14 protein-coding genes are annotated in these 17,426 nt (G+C 72.0%); 10 read left to right on the top strand and 4 right to left on the bottom strand.

Features of this window, described 5'->3' with window-relative positions:
* Positions 1–380 precede the first annotated feature (380 nt).
* On the bottom strand, positions 381–533 hold the full coding sequence (locus ACFC02_RS29120) for a hypothetical protein (protein WP_376363461.1): 153 nt from the start codon (positions 531–533) through the stop codon (positions 381–383).
* A 121-nt stretch (positions 534–654) separates the two neighbouring features.
* On the opposite strand from ACFC02_RS29120, the gene ACFC02_RS29115 reads away from it, so the two are divergent.
* Positions 655–1,407, top strand: coding sequence for a helix-turn-helix transcriptional regulator (locus tag ACFC02_RS29115; RefSeq protein ID WP_376363459.1), 753 nt, complete (start codon positions 655–657; stop codon positions 1,405–1,407).
* Between the two features lie 262 nt (positions 1,408–1,669).
* Entirely contained in the window at positions 1,670–2,155 is a 486-nt protein-coding gene (locus tag ACFC02_RS29110) for a DoxX family protein (RefSeq protein WP_376363467.1), read from the top strand.
* Between the two features lie 271 nt (positions 2,156–2,426).
* On the opposite strand, the gene ACFC02_RS29105 is transcribed toward ACFC02_RS29110, so the two are convergent.
* The gene (locus tag ACFC02_RS29105) at positions 2,427–3,194 is read right to left on the bottom strand and encodes a helix-turn-helix transcriptional regulator (protein WP_376363456.1); all 768 of its coding nucleotides are present in this window, start codon (positions 3,192–3,194) and stop codon (positions 2,427–2,429) included.
* 54 nt (positions 3,195–3,248) lie between these two features.
* On the opposite strand from ACFC02_RS29105, the gene ACFC02_RS29100 reads away from it, so the two are divergent.
* From ACFC02_RS29100 to ACFC02_RS29065, 8 genes are all read left to right on the top strand, one after another.
* A complete protein-coding gene (locus tag ACFC02_RS29100; RefSeq protein ID WP_376363453.1) occupies positions 3,249–4,469 on the top strand; it encodes an MFS transporter in 1,221 nt (406 codons plus the stop codon).
* A gap of 1,105 nt (positions 4,470–5,574) precedes the next feature.
* A complete protein-coding gene (locus tag ACFC02_RS29095) occupies positions 5,575–6,738 on the top strand; it encodes a YbdK family carboxylate-amine ligase (RefSeq protein WP_376363450.1) in 1,164 nt (387 codons plus the stop codon).
* Positions 6,739–6,822: 84 nt separating this feature from the next.
* Positions 6,823–6,957 carry a hypothetical protein gene (locus ACFC02_RS29090; protein ID WP_376363448.1) on the top strand — a complete coding sequence of 45 codons (135 nt, stop codon included), beginning with the start codon at positions 6,823–6,825 and terminating at the stop codon, positions 6,955–6,957.
* The gene (locus ACFC02_RS29085) at positions 6,957–8,741 is read left to right on the top strand and encodes an N-acetylglutaminylglutamine amidotransferase (protein WP_376363445.1); all 1,785 of its coding nucleotides are present in this window, start codon (positions 6,957–6,959) and stop codon (positions 8,739–8,741) included. Before ACFC02_RS29090 ends, ACFC02_RS29085 begins: the two co-directional genes overlap by 1 nt.
* Before the next feature lie 512 nt (positions 8,742–9,253).
* On the top strand, positions 9,254–11,428 hold the full coding sequence (locus ACFC02_RS29080; RefSeq protein ID WP_376363442.1) for an alpha/beta fold hydrolase: 2,175 nt from the start codon (positions 9,254–9,256) through the stop codon (positions 11,426–11,428).
* A 289-nt stretch (positions 11,429–11,717) separates the two neighbouring features.
* The gene (locus ACFC02_RS29075) at positions 11,718–12,416 is read left to right on the top strand and encodes a TetR/AcrR family transcriptional regulator (RefSeq protein WP_376363439.1); all 699 of its coding nucleotides are present in this window, start codon (positions 11,718–11,720) and stop codon (positions 12,414–12,416) included.
* A 101-nt stretch (positions 12,417–12,517) separates the two neighbouring features.
* Positions 12,518–14,095, top strand: a complete 1,578-nt coding sequence (locus tag ACFC02_RS29070; RefSeq protein WP_376363436.1) for an FAD-dependent monooxygenase — start codon at positions 12,518–12,520, stop codon at positions 14,093–14,095.
* 117 nt (positions 14,096–14,212) lie between these two features.
* Positions 14,213–15,187 (top strand): MBL fold metallo-hydrolase, encoded by a 975-nt coding sequence (locus ACFC02_RS29065; RefSeq protein ID WP_376363433.1) that lies wholly within the window; start codon positions 14,213–14,215, stop codon positions 15,185–15,187.
* Positions 15,188–15,497: 310 nt separating this feature from the next.
* On the opposite strand, the gene ACFC02_RS29060 is transcribed toward ACFC02_RS29065, so the two are convergent.
* Positions 15,498–16,202, bottom strand: coding sequence for a TfuA-like protein (locus ACFC02_RS29060; RefSeq protein WP_376363430.1), 705 nt, complete (start codon positions 16,200–16,202; stop codon positions 15,498–15,500).
* Complete coding sequence (locus ACFC02_RS29055) at positions 16,193–17,392, bottom strand: YcaO-like family protein (protein WP_376363428.1); 1,200 nt, start codon at positions 17,390–17,392, stop codon at positions 16,193–16,195. The genes ACFC02_RS29060 and ACFC02_RS29055 overlap by 10 nt, the downstream gene beginning before the upstream one ends.
* Positions 17,393–17,426: the final 34 nt, after the last annotated feature.

The following is a 17,426-nucleotide window of genomic DNA, read 5'->3' as shown; positions in this document are numbered from 1 at the left end:
CCCGCGAGGTCTACCGCGCTCTGACCGCCACACCAACCGAACGAATCACCCAAACCGACCTCGCTCCTGCAGCTTGACAAGCATAGGAGCATCCGGGCCGTCCACACAGGGTGCCGGCCACGTCGGCCTCGTACCGGGTTCGTCCCGCAGGTGACGAGGTCGGCCGCCGGGCGGGGGCAGCAAGACGGCGACACAGATGCCCACCACCAGGGCCGGATGAAGGCGGCCCTGGCCGGCCTGCGGAGCCGCCCGCGGTGTGGTGCCGGATGCGACTGGATCGCCACCGCGCACCGGCCCCCACGTGACGCCGATCAGACAGCCATGAAGACCGAGCCGCTGCGCCCGCTGCGCACCGCGCCGGACCTGCGCCGCTCGTGCTGCTACCGGGCAACCGTCTTCGCCGGGTCCTCCGCGGCCTGCCAGGCGCCGATCGGCACCGTGGCCAGGTCAGGGGAAGCGGGTGGCCGGCCGTACGGGCAGGCGAGCGGGACGCTGACCGGACGCTTCGCCCGCAGCCGTGCTGCATCAGTCACCACGATCTCCGGCAGTTTCACCAGCAAATCTCGGCGTTATCGGCGAAAGTCTCAAAGGCGCGCAGGGAATCAGGACAGTGGGAGTACTTGTGCCTACGCGCATGGGGGTTACCGTGGTCTTGTGGCTTCCGATCAGGCAGCGTCGGCCGACGCGGTCGTCAGCGCCATCGACTCCGTAAGTGTCCTGAGCGAGGACTCGCGGCGGCGCATGTTCGCCTTCATCCGTCGTGCCGGCCACGCCGTCACCCGCGACGAGGCCGCCGCGAGCGTGGGCATCTCCCGCAAGCTGGCCGCCTTCCACCTCGACAAACTCGTCGACGCCGGCCTGCTGCGCGCCCGCTACGAGACGCCCGGCGGGATCCGCAAGGCCGGCAGACGGCCGAAGGTGTACGAACCCAGCGGTGCCCAGATCACCGTGAGCATCCCCGACCGGCGCCACGAACTCCTGGCGGACCTCCTCCTGGACGCCGTCCTGACCGAGGAAGCCGGCGAGAACGCCGCACACGCGGCCATGCGGACCGCCGAGCAGCGTGGTTTGCGTATGGGGGCCGCCGCACGGAAGGCGACCCGGCCCGGGCGCCTGGGCCCCGAGCGCGGGCTGACCGCCTGCGAGGGGTTGCTGGAGGAGTTCGGCTACGAACCCGTCCGGGAAACCTCCACCCGGCTGCGGCTGCGCAACTGCCCGTTCCATCCCCTGGCCGCGAAGGCTCCTGACCTGGTGTGCGGCATGAACCAGGCTTTCCTCAGCGGCTACCTCACCGGCCTGGAGGTGGGCGGCATCCAGGCCGTCCTGGCTTCCGAGCCCGGCGCATGCTGCGTCCGGCTGGGCCCGACCGACACCGATCGCGATGACCAGATGCCCGAGGTTCACTGACGCGGCACCGGCCGCCCGCCCCCGCGGGCCACCGGCCCGAGGCACGACCCTGCCCGCGGGGAAAAGCCTGGGGAGCACGCCCTCGCCCGTGGTCCCCTGCGGGGCACACCCGTCAACCGGTGCTCGACCTCCGGGCCGAGCTGGGGAAAGACGCCCGTTCCGGCGTTCCTACCGGAGTACCGCCATGTTGACCAAACACATCCTGAAGTCCTCTGTCCCGCCCACGGCACCGGGGGACCGGTCCGCTCCCACCGCCGCGCCGATGACGGCCGCCGCCGACGTCGGGCTGCTGCTCATCCGGCTGACCTTCGGCCTGCTGATGGCCGGGCACGGGGCGCAGAAAGTCTTCGGGCTCTTCGGGGGCCCGGGGCTGACGGCGACCGGCAAGGGGTTCGCGGCCCTGGGCTACCACCCGGGCCGGCTCTTCGCCGTGGTCGGTGGCATGTCCGAGTTGCTCGGTGGCCTCGGTCTGGCTCTGGGCCTGCTGACACCGCTGGCGGCCGCCGCCCTGATCGGCGTCATGATCAACGCGATGGTCACGGTCACCGGCGGTCACGGTCTGTGGGACACGAACGGCGGCGTGGAATACAGCGTGTGCATCGCCGTCGTCGCGCTGGCCGTAACCGCCATCGGCCCGGGCCGACTGGCCGCCGACCGCCCCTTCCGCTGGGGCAAGGGCGGCTGGAAGGAGGCGGCCTTCGCCCTCGGCCTGGCCGGCATCGCCGCGGCGATAACCCTCAGTCTTTAGCAATACGAAGCGCCCCCCGCCTCGCGAAGCCGCGTCCGGCCGGCTCGACGCCTTTCCCCCCGCCCGCTGACGCCGTCAACACCTCGTCAACGGCCTCCCCCTTCGGCCTCGTACGGGATCAGGCGATGTTCGTCCGCTCCTCCTCGTCGGCCGGTGCCGAGGAGGCCGAGGTTCTCGACCGCGTCGTTGTCCGCCCGCAGCCCGCAGCCCGCAGCCCGCAGCCCGCAGCCCGCAGTCCGCAGTCCGCAGTCCGTAGCCCGCTCCGCGCGAGCTATCGGTCTGCTGACTCGCGTACGCCCGCACGGTAGGACCCGGGGGTGGTGCCCATGGCCTGGGCGAAGGTGTGGACGAACGCGCTGGTGGTCGCCCAGCCGCAGGCGTGGGCGGTGTCGGTGACGGTGGCACCCTCGGCGAGCATGACCATCGCGGAGAAGACGCGAACCCGAGTGCGCCACTGAGGATAGGTCATGCCGAACTCGTCGCGGAACAGACGCGAAAGAGTGCGTTCACCGGTGTGGACCCGGGCGGCGAGCTGCGCAAGGGTGCAAGGCCGGCGCAGGTCGTCTTCGGCGAGGCGGCAGGCGTCGGCAAGCCGTTGGTCCCGGGCAACCGGCAGGGCGACGGGCTGAGCTGTGACGCGGCGCAGCCGGTCGCGGAGTACTGCTTCGATGCGCCGGGTCTCGGCCGGTGTGAGGGCGGTCCCGGTCAGGGCGATGAGGAGTTCGCGGACCAGGGCGTCCACCGCGATGACCGTCGGCTGCTCGGTGTCGAGGAGGGGCGCCCTGCCGTGCGCGGGAAAGCCGACAGTGTGAAACCGGCTCTGCCCGTAGAACCGGTGTTCGTGCCAGGTGTCCGCTGGGACCCACAGGGCCCGGTCCCTGGAGGCGATCCAGGATCCGTGTTCCGTGGTGATCGAGAGTACCCCGGAGCTGACGTAGATGAGCTGGTGGTCGTCGTGGCGATGGCGGTCGATGGTGTCGCCGCCCTCGCGGAACTGGGTACTGGTCGCCGCAACAGGCGTGTGGCGGATCTGCGACATGGGCAGGCAGAATACGGGAAGCGCGCACGAGGTGCTGCTGTCCATCGTTGACGGGTGACATCGATCCAGGAAACAAGCGCTCCTCGTGAGGCCGGTGGCCCCCAGGGGCACTGGCGCCGGATGCGGATCTGGGCCAGTGCCCACGCCGTCGACGACTTCTACCAGGGCCTGGTACCCGCGGCCGTCCCGTACTTCGTGCTGCTGCGGGATTTCAGCTATGTGCAGGCGTCGGGGCTGGCTCTGGCCGCGACGCTGGGCAGTGCCCTGCCGCAGGTGCCGATCGGGCTGCTGGCCGACCGGTACCGGCTGCAGTGGATGTCACCCCTGGGCATCGGCCTGGCAGGGACCGGGGCTGGTCTGTCGGGGCTCGTCCCGTCCTACCCGCTGGTGTTCGCACTCCTGCTGACGGCGGGCGTGGGCATCGCCCTGTTCCATCCGCCCGCGGGACGTGACGCGCGCCGTGCGGCCGGTGGCAGTGCCACCGCGATGAGCTACTTCGCGGCCGGCGGCAGCGTCGGCTTCTTCACAGCCCCGGCGCTCGTCACGCCCGCCCTGGACAACCTCGGGATGAGCGCGACCGCGCTGTTCATCCCGCCGGCCGTGCTCATGGGCTTCTTCCTGCTGCGTCATCACCACCGCACCGCCGGTACGGCGGTCAAGAAGACGCAGCGCGGGGGGAAGGACCGGCCCGGGCTGTTCGCGGCACTGACCGCCGTCGAGATCGTGCGCTCCACCATCTCGACCGGACTCAACACGTTCATCTCCCTGTACTGGATCCGTCACCTGGAGGCGAGCAGCGGCCTCGGCGGCATCGCCCTGACCCTCGAACTCGGCGGCGGCGTGCTCGGCACCCTGCTCGGCGGCCGACTGGCCGACCGCGTCGGCATGGTCCGCACGGTGCAGATCGGCAACGCCGCCATGCTGCCCGCCCTGTGGCTCATGCTGATGTGCGACGACAAGTATTTCGCGCTGCCCCTGGCGTTGCTGGTCGGTCTGATCTCGAACATCCCCTTCGCCGTGCTCATCAAGCTCGGCCAGGACTACCTGCCCGGCAGGCCCGGGACCGCTGCCGGAGTCACCCTCGGTCTCGCCGTGAGCGCCGGTGGACTGTTCATGCCGCTGCTGGGCCTCGTCGCCGCCCACCACGGCCCCCGGGGCACGCTCATGGTTCTCGCCGCCGTGCCGGTCCTCGCGATCCTGCTCTCCACCGCGCTGCGCGAGCCGGCCCTGCCCGAACCAGAAGCCGTCAAGCCCCCGCCCGCCACGACCACCTGACCCCGACCGGGCACCGGACGGCACCTGTGGTGGCCGCAGGATCACCACCGAGCTTCGCGACGGTCGCTGAGGCGGTGAGCGGGCCTCCACCCCTGGTACTGAACGCGGGATGTGCGGCTTCGGTCCAACGCGGCGAAGTCACCGGTGGTTCGTTGAATCCGGTGGTGGTGTGGTTGACGGCAGGTCGGGTTCGGTCGTGGGCCGGTGGGAGGAGTCACCTCGCTTTCCGAGGGCCGAAGATGATCGCTCGCCGTCCATGTCCGCGTGGGCCGGGGCCGTTGGAGGAGTACGCGGCGAGGTTCGACGCCCCCTTCTTCAGCCTGGCCCAGCGGCGAGGGTTTCGCGAGTACCTGACCGGGTTGCCGGCGCCGCGGGAGCGGAACAAGACGATCACGTGCCTGGCAGGGGCCGAACCGGTGGCGGCTGCGGGGATGCCGGCGGTGCAGCGGCTGCACATCTTCCTGTCCTCGCGGCCCGCGGGAAGGAGGCGGGCTTCGGCTGCCGGGCGGTGGTCGCCGACTGCGCCCACTGCGTCAGCGGCGACTGGCTACCTCGCACTGCGCGAGGCCGACCGGGCCTACGTGATCGCACCCGAGCCGCACCGCGACCCCTGGACCCCGGCAGACCAGCCGCACACCCACCATCGACGCACACCCACCGTCGACGCACACCCACCGTCGACGCACACCCACCGTCGACGCACACCCACCGTCGACGCACACCCACCATCGACGCTGCTCACGCCCTGGACCTGGCGCGATGCCAGGCGTCCCGGCGACGGGACACCCCTGGAGCGTCACTTCCGCGACGGCACACCGAAACCTGGCGGGCCGCCGAGGCCCGCCCGGGCGGCTGCGGACCCGACCCACCCTGCGAACTCCACGCCCTGATCGTCGCGCCGCGGCACCGGCCGCACGCTCCCCGGCTCGCCGCCGACCGGGCGCCCCTGTCTCCTGCGATCCCTGTGCGCCAAGTCGGAGATCGCCCGACCTGAGTACGGCGGGACGCTTGTGAACGCCACGGCCTGGGTACTCGGGGCCGCGCCATTCACCGGCAGGACGAGTACGCGAAGGCCCAGTGATCACCCAGGCAAGGGGAACGTGACGTGACGCTGCGCATCGGGGCAGAGGAAGAGTTCCACGTGCTCGACGTGGAGAGCGGTCGGCTGGTGCCACGCGCCCGCGCCGTACTGGACCGGCTGCACAGGCCCGGATTCACCACCGAACTTCAGCGGTCGGCCGTGGAGAGCAACAGCGCGGTGCACGACACGCTCGACGCCCTGCTCGCGGACCTTGTCCGGTCACGCCGCTTGCTGGACGCCTCGGCCACCTCGCTCGGCCTGGTCACGGTGGCCGCCGGCACCGTGCCGCTGGCCCGGTTGAACCCCCGCCAGGTCACTTCCGGGCGTCGATACCGGCACATGGCCGACGAGTACCGCAAGGTCGCCGACGAGCAGCTCATCTGCAGCGCGCAGGTGCACGTCGACATACCCGACCGGGACACCGCCGTACGCGCCATGTGCCTCGTCTCGCCGTGGCTGCCGCCACTGCTCGCGCTGTCCGCCAGCTCGCCGTTCTGGCTCGGCGAGGACACCGGCTACGCGAGCTGGCGGACCATGCTGTGGCAGCGCTGGCCCACCGCCGGGCCACCCGGCTGCTACGCCGACGCCGCCGCGTACGACCGGGCGCTTGAGGGGCTGATCGGCTCGGGAGTCATCAGCGACGCGGGCATGGCGTATCAGGACGTGCGGCCCGCCGCTCACCTGCGCACGCTGGAGTTGCGGATCTGCGACGCCTGTCCGCGGGTGGAGACGGTCGTGCTGGTCGCGGGACTCTTCCGGGCGCTGGTCCGGGACGCGTGCGACCGGCTGGCCCGCGGGGAAGCCGGCCGGTGCGACGGCCACCACGAGTGGCTCCGGGCCGCGAGCTGGCGAGCCGCCCGTTCCGGCCTGGAAGGCGTGCTGGTCGACCCGGTCACGAGGCGCGCCGCCCCCGTCCACGGTGTGCTGCGCGACATGGCGGCCCGGCTGCGCCCCGCGCTGGAGGCATCCGGTGACTGGGAGAACGTGCACGAACTGCTCACCCGGGCCCTGGCCGACGGCAGCGCCGCGCACCGGCTGCGGCGGGCGGTCGGGCGCGATGACCTGCTCGCCGGTGTCGACCTGCTGATCGCCGAGACCCGCGGAGCAGGCCGTCCACGCGGACGCGCGGCGGCCCGTCCCGCCGGCGCGCCCCACCTCAGCCCGGTCGCCGGAGGCGCCGGATTCTGACGGGTCGATCCCATGTCCCTCTGTCCCGCATTTCGTCAGGCACCGCCGGTGTCTGACGACCGCCACAGGAGAGTGGTCAGCACCATGTCCCACGTCCCCGCCTCCACCATCACCGACGACAGCCCGCTCCCGGCCGCCCGGCCTGCCCGCGCGTCCGTCACGCACGGCAGACACCCCGCGGCGGCCGATCCGGCTGCCGTACGGGGGGTGACCGCCTGATGTGCGGGCTCAGCGGCGAGGTCCGGTTCGACGGCGGGCAGCCGGACCTGGCCGCCGTCGAACGCATGACCGATCGGCTTGCTCCCCGTGGCCCCGACGGCCGAGGGCTGTGGTCGCAGGGGCCCGCCGCACTCGGCCACCGGCGGCTGAAGATCATCGACCTGACGGACAGCGGCGCGCAGCCGATGGCCGACCCTGGGGCGCGGCTCGTCGGCGTGTTCAACGGATGCGTCTACAACTACCGTGAACTGCGCCACGAGCTGGCCTCCCAGGGGCACCGGTTCTTCTCGGAATCCGACACCGAGGTGGTGCTGAAGGCGTACCTGGAGTGGGGCGCCTCGTGCGTCGACCACTTCGTCGGCATGTTCGCCTTCGTGATCGTCGAGCAGGTGAGCGGCAGGGTGGTCCTGGCCCGCGACCGGCTGGGCATCAAGCCGCTGTACCTGGTGGAATCGCCAGGACGGCTGCGGTTCGCATCCTCGCTGCCCGCGCTGCTGGCGGCCGGCGGGGTGGACACCTCCCTCGACCCCGCTGCCCTGCACCACTACTTCAGCTGGCACGCGACCGTGCCCGCGCCCCGCACCGTACTCAACGGTGTGCGCAAGCTGCCGCCGGCCACCGTGCGTGTCGTCGAGGCGGACGGCACGTACCGCGACCACTGCTATTGGCAGCCGGTCTACACGCGCCGCCCCGAGCACGCAGGCCTGACCCCGCAGGACTGGACGGAAGCGGTCCTGGAGGCGCTGCGCACAGCCGTGCGGCGCCGGATGGTCGCCGACGTACCGGTGGGCGTGCTGCTGTCGGGCGGCCTGGACTCCAGTCTCATCGTGGCGCTGCTGGCCGACGAGGGGCAGCGCGACCTGGCCACCTTCAGCGTCGGCTTCGAGGCCGAGGGAGGGGAGGAGGGCGACGAGTTCCACTACTCCGACCTGGTGGCGCGGCGCTTCGGCACCGACCACCACCAGTTGATGGTTCCCTCCGACCGGCTCTCGCAGGCCCTGGAGGGAGCCGTCCAGGCCATGAGCGAGCCCATGACCAGCCACGACGTGGTCGCCTTCCACCTCCTGTCCGAACAGGTGGCCAAGGAGGTCAAGGTCGTGCAGAGCGGTCAGGGCGCCGACGAGGTCTTCGCCGGCTACTACTGGTACCCCCAGATGGCGCGCGTGCCCCGCCACCGGGCGGCCGACGCGTACGCGGAGGCGTATGTCGATCGTCCGCACGCCGACCTCGCGCGCATGCTGGACCCCTCGGTGCTGCCCGGCCACGACGTCTCCGGCGACTTCGTGCGGGCGCACATGGCCGCACCGGGCGCCGAGACCGCCCTGGACGCGGATCTGCGATTGGACACACACGTGATGATGGTCGACGACCCGGTCAAACGGGTCGACAACATGACCATGGACTGGGGTCTGGAGGCGCGCGTGCCGTTCCTCGACCACGAACTGGTCGAGCTGGCCGCGGCCTGCCCACCCGAACTCAAGCTGGCGAACGGCGGGAAGGGCGTCCTGAAGGCGGCGAGCCGCCAGATCCTGCCTCGGGAGGTCGGCGACCGGCCCAAGGGCTACTTCCCCGTCCCGGCGATCAAGCACATGGCCGCGCCGGTGCTGCAACGCGTCCGCGAGGCCCTCTGCGCCCCCGAGGCGCGGACCCGCGGGCTGTACCGCCGAAGCTACGTCGACGAACTGCTTGCCGCGCCCGACGTCCACCGCACCAAGCGCGGGGCGAACGCGCTGTGGCAGGCCGCCTTGCTGGAAATATGGCTGCAGACCCACGGAATCCGCTGACCGGCGCCCCCTCCTTCCCACCGCGCCCGGCCGGGGACCTGGGGGAGGGCGTGCGGGCCGGCCCGCCGGGCGACGCGCCCCGGCGCCCGCCCCCCGACCAGTCCGGGAGCGCGGCGGATGCCGCACGGGAGGACAGGGCGGACCGCTCCGCGCGTGGCCTGCCGGAGGGCGCGACCGATGCCGAGCGCCTGCCCCGGGCGGCAACCGGAGGAGCCGACCGGACCCGGAGTACGGCGGCCCGTGCACGACGCGGCCGCACCCGCGGCACGGACACCACGGACCCCGCCCCCGGAGTACGGGTCCCCGGGGACGAGGCGGGCTCCGTGGGAAGCGACCGGGCCGACGACGAAGCCGCCCCCGCGGCCCCCGTGTGGAGCGGCCGGCCCGTGCCCGAGGCCGACCCGCGACGTCCGGGGCGGGCGGAGCAAGGGGCGGACCGGACAGGGACCCCGTCGCCACGGCAGGGCCGACCGCACGCCCACGAGGAGCAGGCGGACCTGTCAGGGCCCGGCATGGAGCACCCGGCGACCGCCGATGAGCTTTCCGGGCATGCGGGGCCCGAGGCACAGGCCGCGCCGGAGGCCCTGGTCGTACCGGATGCGGCCGTGTCGCTCGACGACGTTCCCCGGGTCCTCGTCTCGCACGGTTGCTGGTATCCCTCGGTGGATCCGACCGGGCGGCATGTCGCGTTCATCTGCGACCGGGGCGGGGTGCCGCAACTGTGGGAGGGGCCGGTCGACCGTGACGACGTGCACCTGCTGGACGCGGAACCGAATCCGGTGACCGAGGTCGCCTGGTCGCCCGACGGACGGTGGATCGCCTACACGATCGCACCGGGAGGCAGTGGGCACACGCGTGTGCTGTGCGTGCGCCCCGACGGCACGGGCCGGCGGGTCCTGGCGGGCGGCGAGCCGGGGAGCTCGGCGTACCTGGGCTGCTGGGCGCGCGACGGTTCCACGCTCGCCGTGACGGTCGCCGAGGCCCCCGCTCGCCTTCCACCGGCCGGAGCGGAGGCGGGCTCCGCAAGCATCGAGCAGAGCGGTGCGGTCGGTCCCGGCGCGGGCGCCCTCTCGCCCGTCCTCGGCGCTGCCGAGACGCTCCATCCGGAGGGCTGGACCGTGCGGGACGGTCGCGCCACCCTCCTGGGCGCACCGTCCGTCCCCGAGCCGCCGACCGGTCACGTCGGCACCGTCTCCGCCGCCGCGGACCACGATGCGGCCGCGGCCGAGTCCGGGCCCAGGACGCTGTCGGCGTACCTCGTCGACCCCGACGGCTCGGCCGCCCCCGTACTGGTGGCGAGTGAACAGGAGGCCGCCACCCTGCGCGTGTGCGACGTCAGCAGGGACGGGCGGCTGGCGCTGGTGCGCCGAGGGCCGCGGGCCGGGCGGGAGGCCCTGGTCGTGCGCATCCGGGACCAGCGGGTCACCTGCGCGGTGCCGGTCGCCGACGGCGACCCGTGGATCGGCGCGTTCGCGCCGGACGCCCGCACACTGTGGCTGCGCAGCGACCACGAACGCGAGCACGCCGCCCTGTACGCCGTCGCCCTCGACCCGTGGGGAGGACGGCTCGGTCTGACGGTGGCAGCCCAACGCGACGGCAGCGGGCTGGAGTTGCTGACCTTGGACCGCGACGGCTGTGGCGCGGTGCTGTCCTGGAACGTGCGCGGCGTCAGCGAGCTGGAGGTGACCCCGCTGGCGCCCGGGACAGCCCTCGACCGGTCCCGCGCAGTGCCGCTCCCGCACGAGGTGGTCACCCGCGTGGCCGCCACCGCGGACCCGGACGCGCCCGTGGTGGCGCTGTCGGGATCGCTGCGCCGGCCCGGTGTGTGGTGGCTGCCCCAGGGCGCCGCGCTACGCACTCCGTGGTCCTCGCGTGACGAGGACGTCGTGGCCCCCGGCGTCCACCGCCCCGTGCGGCCGGTGCCGATGCGCCCCCGCGCTCGGGACGGACTGGGTCTGGGCGGCTGGTACTACCGGGCGCCGGGCCGCTCGCCGAGGGAGCCCGCGCCCTGTGTCCTGCATCTGCACGGTGGCCCGGAGGAACAGGAGCGTCCCGTATTCGAGCCGCTCTACCACGAGTTGCTGGGCCGGGGACTGGACGTCTTCGCCCCCGATGTGCGGGGCTCCTCCGGTCACGGCCGCTCCTTCGTCGACGCGGATCTGGGCAGGGGCCGGTTCGCCGCGATCGACGATGTCGCCGACTGTGCCGCGCACGTCGTCGTGGAGGGCCTGGCCGACCCGATCCGGCTGGCCGTGATGGGCCACTCCTACGGCGGCTACCTGGCGATGGCCTCCCTCGTGTGGCATCCGGAGCTGTTCCGTACCGGCGTCCCGGTGTGCGGCATGTCGAGCTTCGCGACGTTCTTCGCCGGCACCGAACCATGGCTGGCGCAGTCGGCCGCACACAAATACGGGCATCCGGTGCGGGATCGGGAACTGCTGCACGCGCTGTCGCCGATGAGCCGCATCGACGCGCTGCGCGTGCCGGTGCTGGCCGTGCATGGCGAGCATGACACCAACGTGCCACCGGGCGAGTCCGAGCAGTTCGTACGGGCGGCCCGGGAACGCGGAGTCGAGGCGGAACTGCTCGTCCTGCACGAGGAGGGCCACGACTTCCGGCGGGCGGACAACCGCCGCGCCTTCCGCAGAGCCGCCGCCGACTGGATCCAGCGTCACCTGACCGGCTGACGTCGGGGCCGCCCCCATTCTGTGCCGGAGCCGTTGACGGTGAGGCGGCGGTCGGCGTGGGGGCCGCCGCCCGTTCGCCTCGCGCAGGCTGTCCCGCAGCCGGTGGAACTGCGGGAACGTCAGGAAAAAGGTCATCCAGGTCCTGGGTGGTGGCCGGATCCGGCAGCGGGCCCGTGCACGGTTTGCGGCCGGTGCCGGCGGCCGAAACGCGTTGGAGCACCGCTGCAATCGGGGATTTGGAACGGTGCACCAATTTGGATTGCTGTACCAAAACTGCCGTCATCGAGGTATGACGACGCGAGCACGCAGACCACAGCGGCGCAACCAGGTGCTCTCCCGGGAGCAGATCATCGACGCTGCGGTCGGGATGCTCGACGCGGGCGGCGAGAGCGCGCTGACCATCAGGGCGCTCACCGAACGGCTGTCCACCGGTTCCGGGGCGATCTACTACCACGTGGGCACCCGTGACGACTTGCTCGACATGGCGACGGAAACCGTGATCGGCGCGGCGCTGGCGACCCGCCCCGCCGGGGCCGCGGCCACGCCCGGGGACGAGATCCGTGTCGTCGCGCTGGCGCTGTTCGATGCGATCGCCGCACACCGGTGGCTCGCCACGCGGCTGACCCTCCAGATCATCCGGAATCCGGTCGGCCCGGTGACGGTGGGGATCTTCGAGCGGATCGGCGGGCAGATGGGCGCCCTGGGCGTGCCGCGAGCCTCCTGGTTCGACGCGGCCTCGATGCTCGTGCACGACATCCTCGGAGCCGTCAGTCAGAACGCCCGCATCGAGGGGGACACCTCAGGGGCTGACCCTGACACGGATCGCGACGAGTTCTTCGACGCGGCGTCGACGGCATGGCAGGGGCTCGACCCGGAGGTTCACCCGTTCATGCACGCCATCGCCGGCCAGATGAGAGAGCACGACGACCGCGAGCAGTTCCTCACCGGCATCGCCGTCATCCTCGACGGCCTCACGCATCTGCGCTGACCCGGCCGGCCCGGCCGCCCCGGCCGGCCCGGCCGCCCCGGCCGGCCCGGCCGACCCGTCCGGGTGACCCCGATCGTTCGTTTCTCGAAAGGACACCTCGCATGCATGACGTCGTGATCGCGGGCGGCGGCCCGGTCGGTCTGCTCCTGGCCGGCGAACTGGCCCTGTCCGGCTGCTCGGTTCTGGTGCTGGAGAGGGACCCGGAACCCACCTCGCCCCTGAAGGTGCTCCCGCTCGGGCTGCGGGGTCTGAACGCCGGGTCGGCCGAGACGTTCTACCGCCGCGGCCTCCTGGAAGCGATGGCGCGGGCTTCGGGAGTCGACCCGCGGAAGGTGGGCACGGACCCGGAAGCGGCCGAGGCGCCCGACCCTCGTGAGGTGAGCCATTTCGCGGGCATGACGCTCGCCGCGACCGGTATCGACACATCCGCCCTCCCGCCCCGGCTGCCCAGCCCGGCGACGGAGGGTTTCATGACGAGCCTGGAAGCGGCCGGATCCGTACTGTGCGACCGGGCCACCGCGCTCGGAGTCGAGATCATCCGGAATGCTCCCGTCTCGGGCGTGGCGCAGGACGTCTCATCCGTTCTCGTCACGGCAGGCGGCCAGGAGTACCAGGGGCGCTGGCTGGTGGGCTGCGACGGCGGGCGTAGCGCCGTACGCCGGCTCGCCGGCTTCGAATTCGTGGGCACCGAGCCGCTGTTCACCGGCTATGCCGCCGATGTCACCTTCGCCGACCCCGACCAGCTGCCGCTCGGGTTCAATCTGACGCCGAACGGCATGTATCTACGTACACCCCTCGAAGGGCACCTGGGGATGATGGACTTCGACGGCGGCACCTTCGACCGCTCCCAGCCGCTGACCCGCGAACACCTCCAGACGGTTCTGCGCCGCATCAGCGGCACCGACGTGACGCTGAGCGAGGTCCGTCTCGCCTCCAGCTTCACCGACCGCGCGATGCAGACGACGACGTATCGCGAGGGCCGGGTGCTGCTCGCCGGCGACGCGGCACACATCCACTCGCCCCTGGGCGGCCAGGGCCTCAACCTCGGCATCGGCGACGCCGTCAACCTCGGCTGGAAGCTCGCCGCCACGGTACGCGGCTGGGCGCCCGAGGGCCTGCTCGACACCTACACCACCGAGCGGCACCCCGTCGGCGCCGCCGTGCTCGACTGGTCCCGCGCGCAGGTCGCGACCATGAAGCCGGGCCCCAACGCCCCCGCGCTGCGTCAACTCGTCCACGATCTGATGCGCACCCCCGACGGAACGACCCACGTGTACCGAAAGACATCGGGGCTGTCCAACCGCTACGACCTGGGCAGCGAACAGCCCTTCGTCGGCTGCAGCGCCCCGGACTTCCGCTTCGAGGACGGCACCCGTCTGGGCGAACTGCTGCGCCACGGGCAGGGAGTCGTACTCGACTTCAGCACCGACCGCGCGCTGCAGGTCGCGACCAAGGGGTGGGAGGGCCGGATCCGCTACGTGGCCGGCCCGGCGCGCAACGACCTCGGGCTGGGGGCCGCGCTGGTTCGGCCCGACGGCGTCGTGGCCTGGGCGGGCGCGCCCGCCCCGAATCGCGACACGTTCGAGCAGGCGGCCGCCCAGTGGTTCGGCGCGCCGCAGAATCAGGGTCCGTCTTCAGAGATCACCGGGTGCCGGACAGTGGTGGTTGACACGTCGTGATGAACTCACCGCTCGGGCGCGCGCCTGTTCGTGCTGTCCCTCCAGTCACCGCGCCGGTTCCCGCTTCGCAGGGGGCGGGCGCCGGGTCTTCACCGGGGCGTACGACAATGCTCGATCATGAGCTCTCTCTCCTCCCTGCATCAGGTAGCCCCTGCCGTCCACGTGTGGACTCCCGGCGTGGAAAACGCCTGGGGCTTTGCGAATTGCGGCCTCGTCACCTCCGGTACGGACGCACTCGTGATCGACACCCCGTACACGCCGGCGCTCACCCGGGCGTTCCTGGACGCCGCCAGGCAGGCCGCTCCGGGCGTCGGCTTCGACACGGTCGTGACCACCCACGGCAACGGCGACCACACCTGGGGCCTTCAGTGCCTGCCCGGCGCCGATGTCATCGCGACGCGCAGCAGCCTCGACCATCTGTGTCACGAGCCGACGCCGCAGCAGCTGCGCGCACTCGCCGAGAAAACGGACCCGGGAACGCCGCTCGGCTGGTATTTCCGGAAGCACTTCGGCATATTCGACTTCTCCGGCATACAGGTCGTTCCGCCGACTCGGACCTTCGACGGTCGTCTGGACCTGACCGTCGGCGACATCCCCGTGGAACTCTACGAAGTCGGCCCGGCCCACACCGTCGGCGACCTCATCGTCCATCTCCCCGAGCAGCGCGTCGTGTTCGCTGGTGACATCGTCTTCAACGGCGACCACCCCTCCCACTGGGCGGGCCCTCTGGAGGCCGTCTCCACCGCCTGCGAGCGCATCCTCGCCCTCGACCCCGAGTGGATCGTCCCCGGCCACGGCCCCCTCCTCGACCAGGGCGGCCTGCGGGAGCACATCGCCTACCTCGACGACCTCGCCGACCACGCCCTCCTCCTGCACGGCCAGGGCAAGACGCCCGTCAAGGCCGCGCAGATCCTCCTGAACGAGGGTCGCTACCCCGGCATGGGCCTGCCCGAGCGGCTGGCCATCACCCTCGCCGCCGAATGGCGGCACCTCGACGGCGACACTGCCGCGCCCGACCTGGTCGCCGTGACCGAGGCCGCCGCCCGCATCGCATGGCAACGCGCCTCCGCCATGGAGCCGACGGCGCAGTAACACAGCCGGGCCTTGCCGCGAGGGATGCGCGCGGCGGGGCCAGACCGTGAGCGCCTCGCCCCGGGCGGCGGGGCGCTCAAGCGTTTCTCAAGTGATGACGGCTCGCGGGTGGACGTGTATCGGATCAGACCGCCCCTACTGCTCGGCCGGCAGCCGCTCGGTGTACACCCGCAGCAGCCGCCCCAGCGTCCTGTCCGAGCGGTCCTTCTGGCCAGGCTCCCGGTGGGACGCAGCCTGCCGCCGACACACCCGGCAGGACAGAACGCTCCTTCAGGTCGGACAGAAGATCGCGGGCGTCGGGGCGCCGGCGTCAGGCGGGGGAGGGAAAACGGGCGAGGGCGCGGAGTTCGGTTCGCACCGCTTCGATGCCGTCGAGCCGCTTGCGGTCCCAGTCGGGGACCGTGTCGGGTTCCAACCGCCGCGCAAGGAGATCCGAAGCGCCGGTGGGCAGGACGCGGCGGAAGGCGTTGGCGAGCACCTCGGGTGTCCGGTTGCGGTAGCCCACGCGCCGGGCGGTCTCCAGGGCGGTCGCGGCGGTCGCGGTGTCCAGCTCGCCGCGTTCGCTCAGCTTCCGCAGCAGCCACCGTACGTTGATGAGGGGCACGGTCAGTGCTTCGCTGGTGACCGGGTCCATCAGCAGGGCGACCTCGGCATCGGCCTCGACGTGCCCGGCGAGGTACTGCTCGCAGACCCAGCCGTGCTGGATCATGCCGAGCGTGCGGCACTCCACGGCACGCAGCGCCCCCATGGACGAGGCACCGGCGAGGTAGAGGCCACGCCCGAGGTACTCGCGGATCTCGGTGACGGAGACCGAGAGGTTCTGGCCGAACTGCCCGTCCAGGATGAGGGTGCGGTTGTCCCACTTCCCCTCGGTCGGGGTCCTCAGCAGGTCGCCACGGATGATCGGTGGCCGCATGACCAGGTCGACGTCGAGGGTGTCGGCGTTCTCGCGCAGTCGTTCCTTGTCCCGGGACAGCAGCGAACTGCCCGCGTACACCGTCAGTTTCACTGCCATGCCGCCGTCCAGTCCGGTCGTTGTGCCGTGCGGGCGTTCAGCAGGCGCACCCCGACCCGCAAGTGGTCGACATGAGTGAACTCGCTGCCCGGCACCACGACCTTCACGATGGAGAAGGGAAGGCCCTCCGGGGCCAGGCTGGTGCGCAGGACGAGTTGCAGGCCGTGCTCCCCGAGCATGTCGAGCAGGAACGCCAGATCGACCGCGTTGTCGCCGGAACTGCGGTCGGGGATCGCGTCGAACGGCAGCCACGGCCGGCCCTCGCTCCAGGTGTGGAGGTAGTCGCGTAGTTCGTCGTACGACGCATGGCGCCGGTACGCCTGGCCCTCCAGGTCCTCGCGCGCCCCGGCGATCACGACGAGGCGGGATTGCGCGGCCTCGGTGAGCGCCCGCACGAGGGCGATCTCCGGGTCGAGGTGGCAGCCCGCTCCGCCGTTGAAGAGCATGCCGTCGCGCGAGTGGGTGTCGTCGGTGGTGACGAAGAAGGTGGGAACGGGCAGCCCGCCGGTGTAGGCGTGGACGGTGACACTGATCGAGGCCCGCTCGAAACGTTCGACGACCTCCCGGTGTGCGTCGGGGAGGGTGTCGATCGGCACGCGGTGGCCGAGGCCGAGTTTCTCACCGAAGGCCGTGCTGTCGTGTTCGATGACCTCGTACAGCGCCTGAACGGTGGCGTCGACGGGATCGTTGCCCGCGGCCAGGCCGATGGTGTTGGACGACATCAGCCCGCCCTCGTGAGGGAAGGGCGTGAAGACGGCGACCGCGGGCACCGCGATGTCGACGTCGTTGCGCAGGCAGTGCATCGGCCACCAGGTCGTCGGCGTCTGCGGCGTCCACCGGTGGCCGCGGCGGGGGACGAGCCGCCGGGGGTCGAGCGTCGGCATCCGCTCGCGCATGACCTCGTACGGTTCCGGCGCCCCGGGGCGGCCGTCGGGTTCGCAGTAGCGACGCTCGATGGCCTCCATCATCGCCGAGACCCGGGCTCCCTGGCGGGTGCAGCCCTTCCCGCTGGTGACGGTGTTGAGTCCACGGGCGGCCAGCGGGCGCACGGACTGGTAGACCGGGATGCCGAGGAGGTCCAGGTCGGTGACCTCACTGACCCGGGTGACACCGACTCGTTCCAACAGCGACTGCGCCAGCCACTCGACCTCGTCGAGCGAACGGCTGCGCAGGGCGAGGCTCTGGTCCACGGCGGACTCCTCCCGTTGGTCCCGGTGGTCGGGG

Source organism: Streptomyces sp. NPDC056160, assembly GCF_042268205.1.
GTDB lineage: Bacteria > Actinomycetota > Actinomycetes > Streptomycetales > Streptomycetaceae > Streptomyces.
The sequence above is the reverse complement of the archived record's forward strand: the minus strand, read 5'-3'. Positions and strand labels throughout refer to the sequence as shown.